We start from the raw sequence: 15,719 nt of genomic DNA on the forward strand, positions 1-15,719 counted from the left end.
AGGGGGTGCCGAACTCTGCCCGCAATGCGGCGACGATGCCTTTGGTGCAGACCTCGAGCAGCAACTCGCCCTTCTCGGCCGAGGCGTCCTTGGGCGAGGACAGCGTGCCCGATGCGGGCGTCCATTCCGGCTTGGCGGGGTAGACGTCGTAAGGCGGGAATTGCGCCGGCTCGACATCGACTGCACGGCTCAGATCGACCAGCGTCGGGTAAAGCGCCAGCATCAGCGAGGTTTCCAGCTCCCCGCCATGCTCCAGTTCCCAGCCGGGAAAACCGTCGGGATAGAGCCGGGAAATATCCGCCTCGCCGACGAAATCCCAGTAAGACAGCACGACGATCTTCATGCCGGTGATGCCGTCCCAGCGCAATTCGCGCAGGGCAAGGTCGATTCCCTCGATGATGAACCAGGAGTTTTCGTAATGTCCGTTCACCATGCAGATCCGGCGCACACCGTGCCGGGCAAACTCCTTGATCACGTCGCGCAGCGCCGAGACCAGCGTGGCGCCGTCAAGGCTGGTGGTGCCGGGAAGATGGTTGCCGCCGCCGGATTTCTGATGCGACTTGTAGCCGTATGTAAAGGGCGGCGCGACCAGCCCGCCGGTTTCCAGTGCGACGCGGCGCGCGAATTCGGTGGGCAGCAGCACATCGACATGCAGCGGCATGTGATGGCCGTGCTGTTCCATCGAGCCGACGGGAATCAGGATCGGCGTGGCCCCGTCCTTTACGGCGGCGTCATAATCTGGCCAGGCGAGTTCGGCGGCGAATGGCGATTTCTGCGGCATGATGCACCTTATGGGAAAGCAGGGATGCCGGAATTAGAAATTCCCGTTGATTATAAATGAAATATATAGTCGCAATCGCTGCATTGCGGAGGTAAATCCATGGCCGGCATCACCAACCTGCCCACCGATCTGTTGCGCACCTTCATCACCGTGGTCGAACTGGGCGGCCATTCGCGGGCAGGCGCGGCGCTGGGACGCAGCCAGCCCGCGATCTCGCTGCAGATCCGGCGGCTGGAGGAACTCGTGCGCGCGCCATTGCTGACGCAGGAGGGCCGCGCGATCCTGCCCACCCTGGCCGGCGAGGCGCTGCTGAGCTATGCGCGCGAGATGGTGCGCATCAACGACGAGGCGGTGAGTTACTTCCACCGCTCGGACAAGACCGGGGTGCTGCGCATCGGCCTGCCGACCGATTACGCGGTGGCTTTCCTGCAAGGCACGCTGACCCGCTATATCCGCGGGCACGCCGAGGTCGAGCTGGAGGTGCATTGCGACCTCTCCCGCGAGTTGCACCAGCATCTGCGCTCGGACGACCTGGACATCATCGTGGCGGTGATGCCGACGGCGCGCATGCCCTACCTGTCGCGCATGTGGACCGAGCAGCCGATCTGGGCCGCGGCCGAAGACTTTCAACTGCCCGCCCATGCACCGGTCCCGCTGGGGGCGCATCCCGAGGGCTGCGACTATCGCGCCCGCATGATCCAGGCGCTGGATGCGGTCGAGCGGCGCTGGCGCATCGTCTATACCGGCCCCGGCATCTCGGGCTTGCAGAACGCGGTCAGGAACGGGCTTTGCGTGACCGCGCTGACCCGTGCCACCATGCTGTCCGGCATGCGCATGCTGACGGAAGCCGACGGCTTTCCGGCGCTGGAGCCGCTGCGGGTCGGGCTGTTCTACAAGCATCCCCGCCTGTCGGCGGCGGGCCTGCAACTGGTCAGCGACCTGGTGGCCGACCTGGACAGGGTCGGCTCCGGCATCCATGCGGTTTCGGTGTGAAGGCCATGGCATAACGCACGCAAATATCAGGATTGGAAGATCCGATTTTGCATGTGCGGCACGATCTCCTAGCCTGATCGCATCAAACAATCAGAACAATCGAACAGGGTGATGATATGACACAGGATGAACGGGGTCCGCGCCCCGGGATGTCGCGCCGGGCGGCGCTGTCGCTGGGGGTCGCGGCGCTGGCGACGCCGATGCTGTCGCGCCGGGCCTTTGCCGCGCCGACGCAGTTGACCATGCTGGCCTGGTACGGCCATGCCGAGCCCGACATCGTGGCCGAGTTCGAGGCCGAGAACAACGTCAAGTTCGTGCCGAAATATTATACCGGCGGCGACAACATGCTGGGCCTGATCTCGCAAAGCCCGCCCGGCACGTTCGATGTCATCCTGTCGGATGCCGAATATGTCCAGCAGCTGAATGCGGCCGGTTATATCGAGCCTCTCGATCCCGCCGATTATCCCTTCGACGAATTCTTCCCAGAGTTCCATCGTTTTCCGGGTCATTGGGACGGTGATACGCTTTATTCGGTCATCACCCGCTTTGGCTTTCTTGGCGTTGCCTACAATACCGATGCCATGACCGAGGCGCAGGCCTCGACCTACGACGTGTTCTGGGACACGGGCCTGCAGGGCAAGGTCGGGCATTTCGACTGGCACCTGCCCAACCTGGGGCAGATGAGCCTGCTGAACGGCAATGCCAGCCCCTATGACATCGACACGGCCGCCTGGGATGCCGTCAAGGAAAAGACCATGACCCTGCGGCGGCAGATCGGCGGCTTCTTTGACTATGGCGGCACCTTCTCGTCGCTGAACAACGGGCAGATGCTGGCCTTTGCGGGCATCGGCGACTGGATCACCGGGACGCTGGAAAGGAACGGTGCCAAGGTCCGCTCAGTCATTCCTGAACAGGGCGGGCTGCAATTCACCGAATCCTTCTCGATCGGCAAGGGTTCGTCCAAGGCCGAACTGGCGAAGAAGTGGATTCAGTATATCACCTCGGCCAAGGGACAGGCGAAATCGGCGCAGATGGCGGCCTATCCCTGCCTGATCCCGAACCAGAAGGGCTGGGAGGTGCTGAATGCCGAAAACCCGGCAGAGGCGGCGCGCCAGGGCATGGTCCCCGCACAAGGCAATGCCATGGACCTGATCCGTTCGGGCCGCATCAAGTATCGGCAGCTCCCGGTGCAGCAATCGCTCGAGGAGTGGAACGATTTCTGGTCGGATTACAAGAGCGCCTGAGCCCAGGGTGGCCGGAGACGGTGCCGGCCGCCCCGTATGCCCCCGCCGGAGTCCCCGATGCGACGCCATATCTCGCTTTACGGTTTGACCTTCTCGCTGCCGCTGCTGATCTGGCAGCTTCTGTTCTTCGTCTTTCCCCTGGTCTTCCTGGTCGCGCTCAGTTTCTGGACGGTGCGGAACTTCCGCATGGAGCCGGGATTCGATACCGTTAACTGGGTGACCATGTATGGCCGCCCGGTCTTCTGGCAGGCTTATGGCACGACGCTGGCCCTTGCCGCCGCGGCGGCGGCGCTGACCAGCGCACTGGCCTTTCCCTGCGCCTACGCCATTGCCTTCAAGCTGTCGCCCGCCGCGCGCCGCTGGGCGATCTTCCTGATGGTGATCCCGTTCTTCACCAGCTATCTGGTGCGGGTCTATTCCTGGCAGGTCTTCCTTTCGGATGCCGGCATCATCAACGTGATGCTGGGCTGGCTGGGGCTTGGCCCGTTCCGGCTGCTCAACACCGTCGGAGCGACGATGGTGGGTTATCTGACGCTGAGCTTTCCGCTGGTCGTCCTGTTGCAGCTCTTCAGCCTGGTCTTCATCGACCGCACGCTGATCGAGGCTGCGCACAACATGCGCTGCGGCAGGCTGCGCACGGTCTTTGCGGTGGTGATCCCCTCGGCCCGCGTCGGGCTGGTGATCGCGGCGCTGTTCAGCTTCATCCTCTGCTTCGGCGATTTCGTCAGCCCGATCTATCTGGGCGGAGGCGATCCGACCACGCTGTCCATTCTGATCACCGACACGACGAAATCCGGCCAGCAATGGCCCCGCGCCGCGGTGATCGCGCTGACCATGATCGCGACGCTGCTGGTGGTGGCCTTCCTTTCGGTCCGCTTTGCCTACAAGGGACGTGCGCAATGAACCAGGAAAACGAACTGAACCGCAATCCGCTGATCGACGGCGCGCTGAAGCTTTACGTGGTCCTCGCTTATCTGTTCGTTTTCGCGCCGATCCTTGCCAGCTTCGTCTTTTCGTTCAATTCGGACCGTTTCCCATCGATCCCGCTGGGGCATTTCTCGACCGAATGGTATCGCGCCGTCGCGGCGGATCCGCTGGTCTGGGACGGGCTGCGCAACACCCTGCTGATCGGCGGCGTAGTGGGGGTCGTCTCGACCGCGCTCGGCTTCGGCGCCGCCTATACGGACTACCGCTATCGTTTCTTCGGCAAGCAGGTCTATCTGGCGCTGGCCTTGCTGCCGCCGACCATTCCGGTGGTGATCATGGGGCTGGCCATGCTGGCCTATCTGTCGCGCATCGACCTGTCGGGCAATGCGCTGTCGGTGATCATTGCTCATGTGGTGATCTGCGCCCCCTTCGCCATGGCGGTGATCCGGCTGCGCCTGTCGCAGATGGATCCCTCGCTGGAGCCGGCGGCCTGGAACCTCGGCGCTTCGGAATGGGCGACGATGCGCCATGTCATCATCCCCTTCGCCCGGCCGGCGATCCTGGGGGCGCTGTTCATCACCATGGCGGTGTCCTTCGACGAATTCGCCATCGCCTGGTTCGTCTCGGGCCTGAACGAGACGCTGCCGGTCAAGGTGCTGGGCTTCCTGCAGGGCCAGGTCAGCCCGCGCATCAACGCCATCGGCACCTTCGTTTTCGTGACCTCGATGACCCTCGTGATCCTGGCGCAGCTGCTGCTGTCGGGACGCGGCACCGCAACCGGCAAGGAATGAACGATGCAAGAACCACTGGTCTCCTTCGAGGGCGTCGCCAAGCGTTTCGGCAGCTATACCGCCGTGCAAAAGATGGATCTGCAGATCCACAAGGGGGAATTCCTTGCCATCATGGGCTCGTCCGGCTGCGGCAAGACCACGACGCTGCGCATGCTGGCCGGGCTGGAGGCGCCCAGCGAGGGCATCATCCGCCTGGCCGGCAGGCCGATCAACGACCTGCCGAGCTGGAGCCGCGACACGCCCATGGTCTGGCAGAGCCTGGCATTGTTTCCCTTTCTCAACGTGATCGAGAATGTCGAGTTCGCGCTGAAGATGCGCGGCATAGGCCGGGCCGAGCGCCGGCGCCGGGCCGAACAGTGGCTGGACCGCATGCAGATCGCCGAGTTCGCCAGCCGCAACATTGGCCAGCTTTCCGGCGGCCAGCGTCAGCGTGTCGCCCTGGCGCGTTCGTTGGTGGTCGAGCCCGATATCCTGCTGCTCGACGAGCCGCTTTCGGCGCTGGATGCGGCGCTGAAGGTACGGATGCAATCGGTGCTCAAGAACCTGCAACGCGAGACCGGCATCACCTTCGTCTATGTCACGCATAGCCAGTCCGAAGCCTTCTCGATGGCCGACCGGGTCGTCATCATGAGCCGGGGCAAGATCGAACAGATCGGCACACCGCAGGAAATCTATCGCACGCCCCGCACGCGCTTCGTCGCGGATTTTCTGGGGTCGTCCAATATTTTCCCGGGCCAGTTGCAGCAGGACCGGAGCGGCCGTGCCGCCATCGCCACGGCCAGCGGCCATTTCCTGCTTGCCGAAGATGCGGCAGCCTCGGCAATGCCAGGGCAATCGGCCAGCCTGACGGTGCTGGACACCAGGATGCAGATCCATCTTCAACCGCCGGCAGACGCGGTGAACATGGTCGAGGCGCGCATGATCGGCGAGGAATTCGTCGGCGCCACCGCCACCATCTATTTCGAAACCGGCGCGGGACAGGAAATACGGGTGCAGAAATCGCATGAAGAACTGGCCGACCTTCCGCTGGCCGTGGGCCGTTCCTTTCACTTGTCATGGCTTCCCGCAGATGGACATCTCGTGCCAGAATAGGCCGGGACGTGACGCGCCGCCGCCCCTGGCCGGCGGTCCTGGCCGCCTTCCTCGAGCATGTAGTTGAATGGCCTTGGCGACGGGGTTGTGCTTCGACATCCGGGCGCGTTCGGATAGCAGCCAGTCATGCAGATCGCCGAACCCAGCGTAACGGCCTGTCCCTCGAAGGCATGACCGGGATTGGTGGGTTGGGAACATATGGCATGCGCCCAATTGCGACGTATTGACCCAAACAAAGAAAACGTTTTCTATCACGGCACTGCGATTCGGAATCATCTGTGATTGTCGCGATCAAGAGGGAGTGTGAAATGATCAAGATAGTGAAAAATAAAGAGAAATTTCTACAGTTTCGTCAAGTTTGTACAGTGTTCGGCATCGCGGCGCTTCCGCTTTTCCTAGTGGGGACCCCGGCATCGGCGGATAAGCTGGATGATATCGTTTCCAGCGGTGCGCTGCGCTGTGGCGTGATGCTTGATTTCCCGCCTTTAGGCTACCGCGATGCTTCGGGCAACCCGGCTGGCTTCGATGTCGAGACCTGCAATGACATTGCCACGCAGCTGGGCGTCAAGCCGGAAATCGTCGAGACCCAGGCGCCGCAGCGGGTGCCGGCCTTGGTTTCGGGAACGGTGGACATCGTCGTTGGTGGCACTACACCAACCCTGGAGCGAGCCAAGACCGTGACTTTCACCGACCCCTATAACGTCGGCAAGCTGGTTGTCGTGACAGGCAGCGCCAACAAGATCTCTGGCTTTGACGAACTCAAGGGCAAATCCGTCGCGTTGGTTCGCGGAACTCTGCCTGAAACTGCCTATCTGGCGGCCTGTAACGGTTGGTCCGAGGGCTGCAAGAATCTGTCGCTGGCGAACAATGCCGAACAGATCACCGCTGTGCGCCAGGGTCGCGCAAATGCAATGATTGAGACAAACTCGTTCATGTCTGCGCTGAAGGCTTCGCCCCAAGGCGTGGACCTGGAGATCTGCTGCAACGTGCCCGGCTTTACCGACTGGACCTCGATTGCGGTGCCGAAAGGCGAATATGGTCTGCGCGACTGGTTGAACCTGTTCATCTTCTGGCAGGTGGACAGCGGCCGTTATGCCGAACTTTACCAGAAATACTATGGCACCGATGCCCCCAGCCTGCAGCCGGGAAACTGAGAACGAGCAATGAGCTACAACTTTCAGTTCGGCATCGTCCTTGACGCTTTGCCCGATCTGATGCGAGGGGCTGCGCTGAGCCTGTCGATTGCCATCGTTACGATGGCGGTCGGCATCGTCTTGGCAATGCCCCTTGCCGTCGGATCATGGAACGGCAAGGGGCTGGTCGCTTGCCTGTCGCGATCCTGGATCGAGCTTGCGCGGAACACGCCTTGTCTCGCCCAGATCTATTTTTTCTTCTACGGGCTTGGTGCCTTCGGCATCTTCCTTTCGCCTTGGCTCGCTGTCGGCATCGCACTGTGCTTCAACAACGCGGGTTATCTCGCCGAGATCTTTCGCGGCGGCCTGAATGGCGTGAACGCGAACCAGATGAAGGGCGCTCGCTCGCTGGGTCTCGGTCCCGTTGGTGCCTATCGCTACATCGTCTTTCCGCAGGTTTTCCGCAATACGTTCAGTTCGATCGGCAACCAGTTCATCTGGGCGCTTCTGAATACTTCGCTGGGTGCGTTGATCGGACTTTACGATCTCAGCGGCGTTGCGATGGATTACCAGTCCCGGACCTTCAAGACCTTCGAGTTCTTCCTGGCCATTGCCGTAATCTACTTCATCCTGGCCAAACTGGTGCTGTTTCTGGCCAACCGTTTCAAGCCTGGAGGCGCACGCCATGCCGCCTGACATGTTTGCATCGGGGATCTCCCCGCAGGACTATTGGCTGATGGCCGAAGGCGCCTGGCGCACGATTCTGATGACGCTGTCGGCCGGTGTGCTGGCAACGCTGCTGGGTGTGGCGCTGGGGCTGCTGAAACTCATGCCTTGGCGCGGGCTGCGACATCTGCTCGATACGGTGACCGATAGCCTGCGCTGTGTGCCGCTGCTGGTGCAGGTGACGCTGATCTATTCCGGGCTGGCAGTGCTGGGCTTTCGCATCAGTGCCTTTACCGCCGGGACGGTCGCGCTTGGTCTTTTTGCCGCGGGCTATATTTCCGAGGTGGTGCGCGAGGCCGTGCAAGCCGTGCCGGGCAATCTACGGCGCGCCGCGCGCGGCCTGGGCATGACGCGTTTCCAGGAATATTGGTATGTGATCCTGCCCTTGGGCATCCGGCAGGGATTTCCGTCCTGGCTGGGAATCATCCTGGGCATCGTCAAGGACACATCGGTCGTTGCAGTGATCGGCTATGTCGAGCTTCTGCGTGCAACGCAGAACATCATTACCCGGACGCAGGACCCGCTGCCGCTGCTGTCGCTGGCCGCCGTGTTCTATTTCCTGATCTGCTTTCCGCTCTCGATGCTGGGGCGGCGGCTTGAGCACATGATGAACGGAGGTGCCGTGCGATGATCGAGATCAAACAGGTGCGCAAGAGCTATGGCTCGCTGGAGGTTCTGAAAGGGATCGACCTGACCATCGACAAAGGCGAGGTCGTGGCCATGATCGGGCCTTCGGGCTCGGGCAAGTCCACCCTGCTGCAATGCATCAACGGCCTGGAAACCATTTCCTCGGGCGAGATCATCGTGGATGGCATCAGCGTCTTTGACAAGGCGACGAACCTGAACCATCTGCGCCGCAAGCTGGGCATCGTCTTCCAAAGCTACAATGCCTTCCCGCACATGACCGTGCGCCGGAACGTAACGCTGGCTCTGACCAAGGTGTTGGGCGTGTCTCGCGACCAGGCCAATGCCATCGCCGAGACACAATTGCAGCGGGTCGGTCTTCTGGCCAAGGCCGATGTCTATCCGACCGCGCTGTCGGGCGGACAGCAGCAGCGTCTGGGTATTGCCCGCGCGCTTGCCATGGGCCCGTCATATATGTTGTTCGACGAGGTGACTTCGGCGCTTGATCCCGAACTGGTGGCCGAGGTTCTGGCAACGCTCCGCCAGCTTTCCGCTGAGGGGATGACGATGATTCTGGTGACGCATGAGATGCAATTCGCCCGCGAGGTCGCCGATCGGGTGGTCTTTTTCCATGAAGGAGTGATCGCTGAATCCGGCCCGCCCCAGCAGATATTCGGCAACCCCAAGTCCGAAAGGCTGCGGGCCTTTGTTTCTCGCGCGGGCTGAGCGCTGCGACAATTGCCAGGCAGCCCGATCACGTATCTGAAGGTGTTTCGGCAGATTTCCGGCGGCGGGCAGGTTTCAATGCCCGCAACTGCGTATTCTTTCGCCACGCTCTCTGCTCGCCGGAAATCCGGCAGGCGCCCTCTATCCGAACATGTGGTTGACCACCTTTGCAACGGGGTGGCACTTCGACATCCGGCGCACGCATCCCGCATCCAGTCGCGCAGGCCGCTGACCATCAGCGCAACCTGCGGCCGGACTGATCAAGCTTGATCGGAATCCGTTCGTGCCGGGTGCTGGAGTGGGGCAATCATGAAAGTAAACGTTTACATAAGGGTGATTCGGGATTAGAGGATGCTCCATCCCGACAGCGCGACAGGAGGAGACATCATGCGCGACAGGTTCCAGATCCCGCCCGACATCCGGCGGGCGCGGATAGCGACCACGGCCGTGTTCTTTGTGAATGGCATGGCTCTGGCGCTGTTCTTTTCAAACATCGCGCTGCTCAAGGAATTGATTGCGCTCAGCGATGCGCGGCTGGGCACCGCACTGGGCCTGCAGGGGCTGGGCACGGTGATCTTCGTCGTGATCGGCAGTCTGGTGGCGACGCGGTTCGGAACCCGCGCCACCATGCTTTTTGGCGCGGTCATGCTGGCGCTGGCGCTGCAGATGGTCGGCTTCGCCACGCAATACACCGGCTTTCTGCTGGCCATCCTGGCGCTTGGCGCCTCCAACAGTTTCATCGACGTGTCGATGAATGCCCATGCCTCGCTGGTCGAGCGGCAATGGCGGGCCGAGATCATGCCCTCGTTTCACGCCGCCTATAATTTCGGCGGCTTTGCCGGGGCGTCGCTCGCTGCACAGCTGATCCGGGCCAGCGGCGGGGCCTATTCCTCGCTGACGGTGGGCGGTATCGCGATGGTGGCGGTGCTGATGCTTGGCTGGGTGATGCTGGGCAATCTGAAGCCCGCGGCCGAAACGTCGCAGGGCGGCAATCGCGCCATCACCCGCCATATCCTGCGCTCGCCGGCGATCGTGATCTTGGGCGTCTTCGTCGCATTGGCGTTGTTCGTCGAGAATGCAATGAACGGCTGGAGCGGCGTCTATCTGTGCGACGTGGTCAAGGCCGATCCTGCGGCGGCTGCCAATGCCTTTGCCGCCTTCCAGCTTGCTCTGGCCATCGGCCGGCTGCTGGGCAGCGCTGCCATCCGCCGTTTCGGAGCCGAGTGCGTGGTCGTGTCGGGTGGTCTGCTGGCTGGGGCGGGCGTGCTGCTGGCAGTGACGGTAGCGTCGCACTGGGCCGCGTTGATCGGCTTTGCCGCCATAGGGTTCGGCTTGGCGAACTGCACGCCGATGTTCTTTACCCGGGCTGCGGCCGCGATCCCCCCGGCGCCGGCGCTTGGCATCGCGCTGGTCAACACGATTGGTTATATCGGCTATATCTGCGGCCCGCTGGCCTTGGGGCTGGTCTCGGAATATCAGGGCCTGAAAACCGCCTTCCTGCTGATCCTGGGTGCCATGCTGATCATCGCACTGGGATGCCGCCTGGTTACGGCACTGAAATCCTCGGCGCAGATTGCGGTGCCATAGGCCACCGCATCCCGGCATTCCCCCGTCCCGGCCTGCATGGCCCGGGGCGGTTTCGGCATTTCCGGCGCGGCGGGCATGGTGACGGCCAGGCATGAGTCAAAGTCATGCCTCTGCGCCCTGGCCCATCTTGCCGGGACGGGAAGGATTGCGCAGCCTGCCGCAGACCGGATCGGGACAGGAGGATCGGCGTGAGCAGCGGAAATGCAGCGGAATACGATTTCATCGTGGTGGGCGGCGGCTCGGCCGGCTCGGTCCTGGGGGCACGGCTCAGCGAAGGTGGCGACAGGGTTCTGCTGCTGGAGGCCGGGGCGGGCAGGCATGTGCTGCCCTATGACCTGCCGTTCCTGGCTGCCAAGCTGTTCTCGTTCAAGGCCAACAACTGGGCCTATGAATGCCTGCCGCAGCAGGGCATGAACGGCCGCCGCCAGCTCTTTCCGCGCGGCAGGATGCTGGGCGGCTCGTTCATCTTCAACGGGGCGCAGTATATTCGCGGCAATCCGGCGGATTTCGACCATTGGCGGCAACTCGGCAATCCCGGTTGGGGCTATGAGGATGTGCTGCCCTATTTCCGCAAATCCGAGGATTATCGCGGCACCCCAAGCCCTTATCATGGCACCGAGGGGCGGCTGCCGGTGGCGAAGCCGCCGATGGTGAACCCGCTGACGCGGATTTACCTTCAAGCCTGCGCGCAGGCCGGCCATCCGCTGAACGGGGATTTCAACGGTGCCTCGCAGGACGGCTTCGGCATCTACGATTTCAACATTGCCGAGGGTCGCCGCATGACTACGGCACGGGCATTCCTGCGGCCGGCGATGGCGCGGCCGAACCTGCATGTCGCGACCGGGGCGCTGGTGCGCCGCGTGATCCTGCGCGACGGGCAAGCGGTCGGCGTCGAATATGAACGCGGCGGCAAGATCGAAACCGCCATGGCCCGGCGCGAGATCGTGCTTGCGGCGGGCTCTTTCAACTCGCCCAAGCTGTTGATGCTGTCGGGGATCGGCGATCCGCGAGATCTGGCGCCGCATGGCATCTCCGTCACCCATGTCCTGCGGGGTGTCGGAAAGAACCTGCAGGATCATGTGAACGTCTCGGTCGCGCATGCGGCAAAGCAGCCGATCTCGTTTGCGCGCACGCTGCGGGTGCATCGGCTGGCGGCGGCGATGCTGCAGGGCGTGCTGCTGAAACGCGGCCAGATCACCCAAAGCCCGCTGGAGGCAGGGGGCTTCTTTTCCTCGCGAGATGGCGTGGACGCGCCCGAGTTTCAGGCCGTGTTCATCCCCTGGTATCCGGGCAGCGGCTTGCGGCTTTGGATGCCCTGGGCCGACCGGCTGGAGGGGCACAGTTTCGTGACCCATGTCTGGCCGAACCGGCCCGAGAGCCGGGGGCGGATGTGGCTGGCCTCGAACGATCCCAAGGCGCCGCCGGTCTTCGATCCGAACTTCCTGTCGGAGGAATCCGACCTGGCGCTGACCCGTGCGGCGATCCGCGAGACGCGCCGCATCTTTGCCCAGCCCGCCTTCGATGCGGTGCGGGGCGAGGAACTGGCACCGGGCGCTGACATGCGCTCGGACGACGAGCTGGACCAGTATATCCGCCAAAGCTCGGGCATCGGGCACCATACCTGCGGCACCGCCAGGATGGGGCAGGATCCCATGGCCGTGGTCGATCACCAGTTGCGGGTCCACGGCATCGGCGGGCTGCGGGTCGCCGACGCCTCGATCATGCCGACCATGGTCAGCGGCAATACCAATGCTGCCACCATCATGATCGCCGAAAAGGCGGCCGACATGATGCTGGGCGCGTCATGAGCCAGGCTCATGCAGCAATGACGGCGCGCGGCTTGAGCGTGCGCCGCGCCCGGCGCTAGCCTTTCCGGGCAACAGGACAGGCGGGCGCCGGCAAGGCCGGAAAAGACCCGCGACAATGGTCGGAACCTGCTGCGCCCATCACTCAGCACGTCACATCGACAGGGAACGAAGATGAAGAAACTCCTCACCGCATCGCTCATGCTCGGCGCAAGCTGGCTGGGCGCCTTGCCGGCCGCAGCAGCGGACGCGCTCACCGGCTCGATTTATCTGCTGGTGCCGAACGTCACCACCAGCCGGATCGCCAAGTTCGACATTCCGAACATCACCGCTGCCGTCGCCCGGCACGCGCCCGGGGTCGAGCTGAAGGTGCTGAACGCCAATGACGACATGCAGGCGCAGATGGCGCAGGCCGATGCGGCGCTGGCCAGCGGCACGCGCGGCATCATCCTGATCTCGGTCGATCCGCCGCGCTCGGCCAGCATCCTCGCCAAGGCCGAGGCCGACGGCGTGCCGGTCGTCACCTATGCCCATGATCCCGGTCCCGGCCCGGTCAGCTATCACGTCTCGGTGCCCTTTGCCGATATAGGCGAGGCGCAGGGCAGATATCTGGCCGAGAACCTGCCCGAAACGCGCCCGGTCAAGCTGGCGCTGATGCTGGGCGATCCGAAATTCGCCTTTTATGCCGAGCAGATGAAGGGTTTCGACAAATATCTGGAGCCGCTGATCGCCTCGGGCGAGGTCGAGATCGCCTGCCGGGCCGATGCGCTGCTTTATCTTGCCGCCAATGCGCAGAAGAACATGGAGCAATGCCTGACCCGGACCAATAACGAGGTCGATGGGGTCGTGGTCATGAACGACGATATCGGCGGGGGCGTGATCGCGGCGCTGGCGGCGCAGGATCTGGTCGGCGAGGTGCCGATCTTTGGTGGCTACGATGCCACGCTGGAGGGGATCCAGCGCGTGCTGCTGGGCTGGCAAAAGGCCGACATGGCGCCCCCCTACCAGGCGATGGCCGATGCGGCGGCGCAACTCGTGGTGGCTGCCGCCCAAGGCGAAGCCGCGCCCGAGGGGCTGGTCAACGGCACCTGGGAAAACGGCCATGCCGAGGGCGGCGTGCCGGCCCGGATCGAGCCGAATATCTTCATCACCCCCGAGAACGTGCAGGAAACCGTGATCGACGCCGGGCTTTACACCCGCGACGAGCTTTGCCGCGGCATCGGGAAACAGGCCCCGTTCTGCCAATGACGGCCGGGCGTGACAATCGACAGGGAATGGCAATGGCAACCCACACTCCTCCTCCCGTGCTTGAAGTGCGCAATGTCTCGGTCCGTTTTGGCGGGGTCGCGGCGCTGACCGATGTCTCCATGGCCGTCTGGCCGGGCGAGGTCGTGGCTCTGGTCGGCGATAACGGTGCCGGCAAGTCCACGCTGGTCAAGACGATCTCGGGCATCCAGCAGCCGGACGCGGGAGAGATCATCGTCGCCGGTCGGACCCATGCGATGAAGGGACCGCAGGATGCGGCCGCTGCGGGCATCCAGACCGTCTATCAGGATCTTGCACTTTGCGACAATCTGGACACCGTGCAGAACCTGTTCCTGGGGCGCGAGATCTGCCTGCCCTGGTGGAAGGGTCGCCGCATGGACCGCGCCAGAATGGAAAAGCGTGCCCGCGAGGTGCTGTCCGACCTGGACGTCAAGATCCGCGATACGCGGGTCCCCTCCAGCTCGCTTTCGGGCGGGCAGCGGCAATCGGTGGCGATCTGCCGCTCGATCCTGGCCAACCCGCAGGTGGTTCTGCTGGACGAGCCGACCGCCGCGCTTGGCGTGGCGCAGCGCAAGCAGGTGCTGGCGCTGATCGAGCGGCTCAAGGCGCAGGGCAGGGCGGTCGTCATCATCTCGCATGACATCGGCGATGTGCAGCAGATCGCCGACCGCGTGGTCGTGTTGCGCCTTGGCCGCAAGGTGGCCGAGGTGACGCGCGGCGGCTACAGCCGCGACGAATTGATCGCCGCGATGACCGGAGCGCTCGACGCGGCCGAACTTGCCGCCCTGCGCAAGGAGCTCGCCCATGGCTGACCTGAGTTCGGACCCCAAGGCCCTCTCGGGCAGGACAGGATTTCCCCGCATGAACCGCCACGACCTGATGACTGCGCTGGCCACGCGCTGGCGCATGGTGCCGGTGCTTATCGCGCTGGCGCTGATCTGGACCTATTTCAGCTGGGCGAACCCGCTGTTCATCAGCCCCCGCAATCTTTCGAACCTGTCGCTGCAGATCGTGGTGACCGCCATCGTGGCGCTGGGGCTGATGTTCGTGCTGGTCATCGGCGAGATCGACCTGTCGGTTGCCGCTTCGGGGGCGGTTTCGGCCGCCATATCGGCGGGGCTTGCGGTCAATGCCGGCGTGGATATCGGCATCGCCATCCTGGTCGGCCTGGGCGTGGGGGCCGGGATCGGCGCCTTGCAGGGGGTGATCGTCACCTGGTTCCGGGCGCCTGCCTTCATCGTGACCCTGGGCATGTCGCTGATCCTGCAAGGCATCCTGCTTGACCTGCTGCCCGAGGGCACCAACCTGATCTCGCTGGTCGGCACGCCCCTGGGCAAGATCGCGACGCTGTATCTGTCGCCCGGCATGGGCATCGCGCTGCTCGTCGCCATGACGGCGCTTTACGGATTCCTGTCCTGGCAGTCCTGGCGGGCGAACCATCAGCAGGCGCTTGGAGGCTCGTTGCTGCGCGAGGTCTTGCTGCCCACAGCCGCCATCGCCATTGCCGGGGCGGCCGCCGTCGCGGTGTTCAACGCCTATCGCGGCGTGCCGGGCCTGGTCGCCTTCCTGCTGGTGCTGCTGGCGGCGTTTTCCTATGTCACCACCCAGACGCGCTTCGGCCTTTACCTTTACGCTGTCGGTGCCAATGCGGAGGCGGCGCGGCGGGCAGGGATCTCGGTGCCCTTGGTGCGCATCGCCGCCTTTACGCTGACCGGACTGTTCGCGGCGCTTGGTGGCATGATCGCGGCGGGACGGGTGCTGGGGGTCTCGCCCGACTCGGCCGATACCACCTTGCTGCTGGAGGCCATCGCGGCGGCGGTGATCGGCGGGGTCAGCCTGTTCGGCGGACGCGGCTCGGTCTGGGCGGCGCTGATCGGTGCCCTGGTCATCGGCTCGGTCTCGAACGGCATGTTGCTGATCAACGCCTCGACCCAGACCCGGCTCGAAGTGCAGGGCGCGATCCTGACGTTGGCGGTGGTGCTGGATGCGCTGCTGTCGCGCCGCGGCGGCGCGAGATAGGCGCG

The 15,719-nt window shown here is 63.7% G+C and carries 15 protein-coding genes; 14 read left to right on the forward strand and 1 reads right to left on the reverse strand.

All coding sequences use genetic code 11. The features are described 5' to 3' along the window. On the reverse strand, positions 1-781 hold a 781-nt coding region (locus tag BLT64_RS22360), incomplete at its 3' end, for a creatininase (protein ID WP_074810671.1). Between the two features lie 99 nt (positions 782-880). On the opposite strand from BLT64_RS22360, the gene BLT64_RS22365 reads away from it, so the two are divergent. The 14 genes from BLT64_RS22365 to BLT64_RS22430 all read left to right on the forward strand — a co-directional run bounded on the left by BLT64_RS22365 (position 881) and on the right by BLT64_RS22430 (position 15,714). Next, complete coding sequence (locus tag BLT64_RS22365) at positions 881-1,774, forward strand: LysR substrate-binding domain-containing protein (RefSeq protein WP_011747351.1); 894 nt, start codon at positions 881-883, stop codon at positions 1,772-1,774. A gap of 116 nt (positions 1,775-1,890) precedes the next feature. Next, positions 1,891-3,018 carry a polyamine ABC transporter substrate-binding protein gene (locus BLT64_RS22370; RefSeq protein WP_011747352.1) on the forward strand — a complete coding sequence of 376 codons (1,128 nt, stop codon included), beginning with the start codon at positions 1,891-1,893 and terminating at the stop codon, positions 3,016-3,018. 57 nt (positions 3,019-3,075) lie between these two features. Further along, entirely contained in the window at positions 3,076-3,921 is an 846-nt protein-coding gene (locus BLT64_RS22375) for an ABC transporter permease (RefSeq protein WP_011747353.1), read from the forward strand. After that, positions 3,918-4,736 carry an ABC transporter permease gene (locus BLT64_RS22380; RefSeq protein WP_011747354.1) on the forward strand — a complete coding sequence of 273 codons (819 nt, stop codon included), beginning with the start codon at positions 3,918-3,920 and terminating at the stop codon, positions 4,734-4,736. Before BLT64_RS22375 ends, BLT64_RS22380 begins: the two co-directional genes overlap by 4 nt. A 3-nt stretch (positions 4,737-4,739) precedes the next feature. Beyond that, on the forward strand, positions 4,740-5,828 hold the full coding sequence (locus BLT64_RS22385) for an ABC transporter ATP-binding protein (protein WP_011747355.1): 1,089 nt from the start codon (positions 4,740-4,742) through the stop codon (positions 5,826-5,828). Positions 5,829-6,136: 308 nt separating this feature from the next. Continuing rightward, positions 6,137-6,982, forward strand: coding sequence for an ABC transporter substrate-binding protein (locus BLT64_RS22390; protein ID WP_011747356.1), 846 nt, complete (start codon positions 6,137-6,139; stop codon positions 6,980-6,982). 9 nt (positions 6,983-6,991) lie between these two features. Beyond that, positions 6,992-7,657 (forward strand): amino acid ABC transporter permease, encoded by a 666-nt coding sequence (locus BLT64_RS22395; protein ID WP_011747357.1) that lies wholly within the window; start codon positions 6,992-6,994, stop codon positions 7,655-7,657. Continuing rightward, the gene (locus BLT64_RS22400) at positions 7,647-8,318 is read left to right on the forward strand and encodes an amino acid ABC transporter permease (protein ID WP_011747358.1); all 672 of its coding nucleotides are present in this window, start codon (positions 7,647-7,649) and stop codon (positions 8,316-8,318) included. The genes BLT64_RS22395 and BLT64_RS22400 overlap by 11 nt, the downstream gene beginning before the upstream one ends. Then, entirely contained in the window at positions 8,315-9,037 is a 723-nt protein-coding gene (locus tag BLT64_RS22405; RefSeq protein WP_011747359.1) for an amino acid ABC transporter ATP-binding protein, read from the forward strand. The genes BLT64_RS22400 and BLT64_RS22405 overlap by 4 nt, the downstream gene beginning before the upstream one ends. Before the next feature lie 387 nt (positions 9,038-9,424). Next, positions 9,425-10,624, forward strand: a complete 1,200-nt coding sequence (locus tag BLT64_RS22410; RefSeq protein WP_049792301.1) for an MFS transporter — start codon at positions 9,425-9,427, stop codon at positions 10,622-10,624. 188 nt (positions 10,625-10,812) lie between these two features. Next, complete coding sequence (locus BLT64_RS22415) at positions 10,813-12,432, forward strand: GMC family oxidoreductase (protein WP_011747362.1); 1,620 nt, start codon at positions 10,813-10,815, stop codon at positions 12,430-12,432. A gap of 171 nt (positions 12,433-12,603) precedes the next feature. Then, positions 12,604-13,677, forward strand: coding sequence for a substrate-binding domain-containing protein (locus BLT64_RS22420; protein ID WP_011747363.1), 1,074 nt, complete (start codon positions 12,604-12,606; stop codon positions 13,675-13,677). A 32-nt stretch (positions 13,678-13,709) separates the two neighbouring features. Continuing rightward, complete coding sequence (locus BLT64_RS22425) at positions 13,710-14,507, forward strand: ATP-binding cassette domain-containing protein (protein ID WP_011747364.1); 798 nt, start codon at positions 13,710-13,712, stop codon at positions 14,505-14,507. Next, entirely contained in the window at positions 14,500-15,714 is a 1,215-nt protein-coding gene (locus tag BLT64_RS22430) for a sugar ABC transporter permease (protein ID WP_011747365.1), read from the forward strand. Before BLT64_RS22425 ends, BLT64_RS22430 begins: the two co-directional genes overlap by 8 nt. Positions 15,715-15,719: the final 5 nt, after the last annotated feature.

Source organism: Paracoccus denitrificans, assembly GCF_900100045.1.
Classification (GTDB): Bacteria; Pseudomonadota; Alphaproteobacteria; order Rhodobacterales; family Rhodobacteraceae; genus Paracoccus; species Paracoccus denitrificans.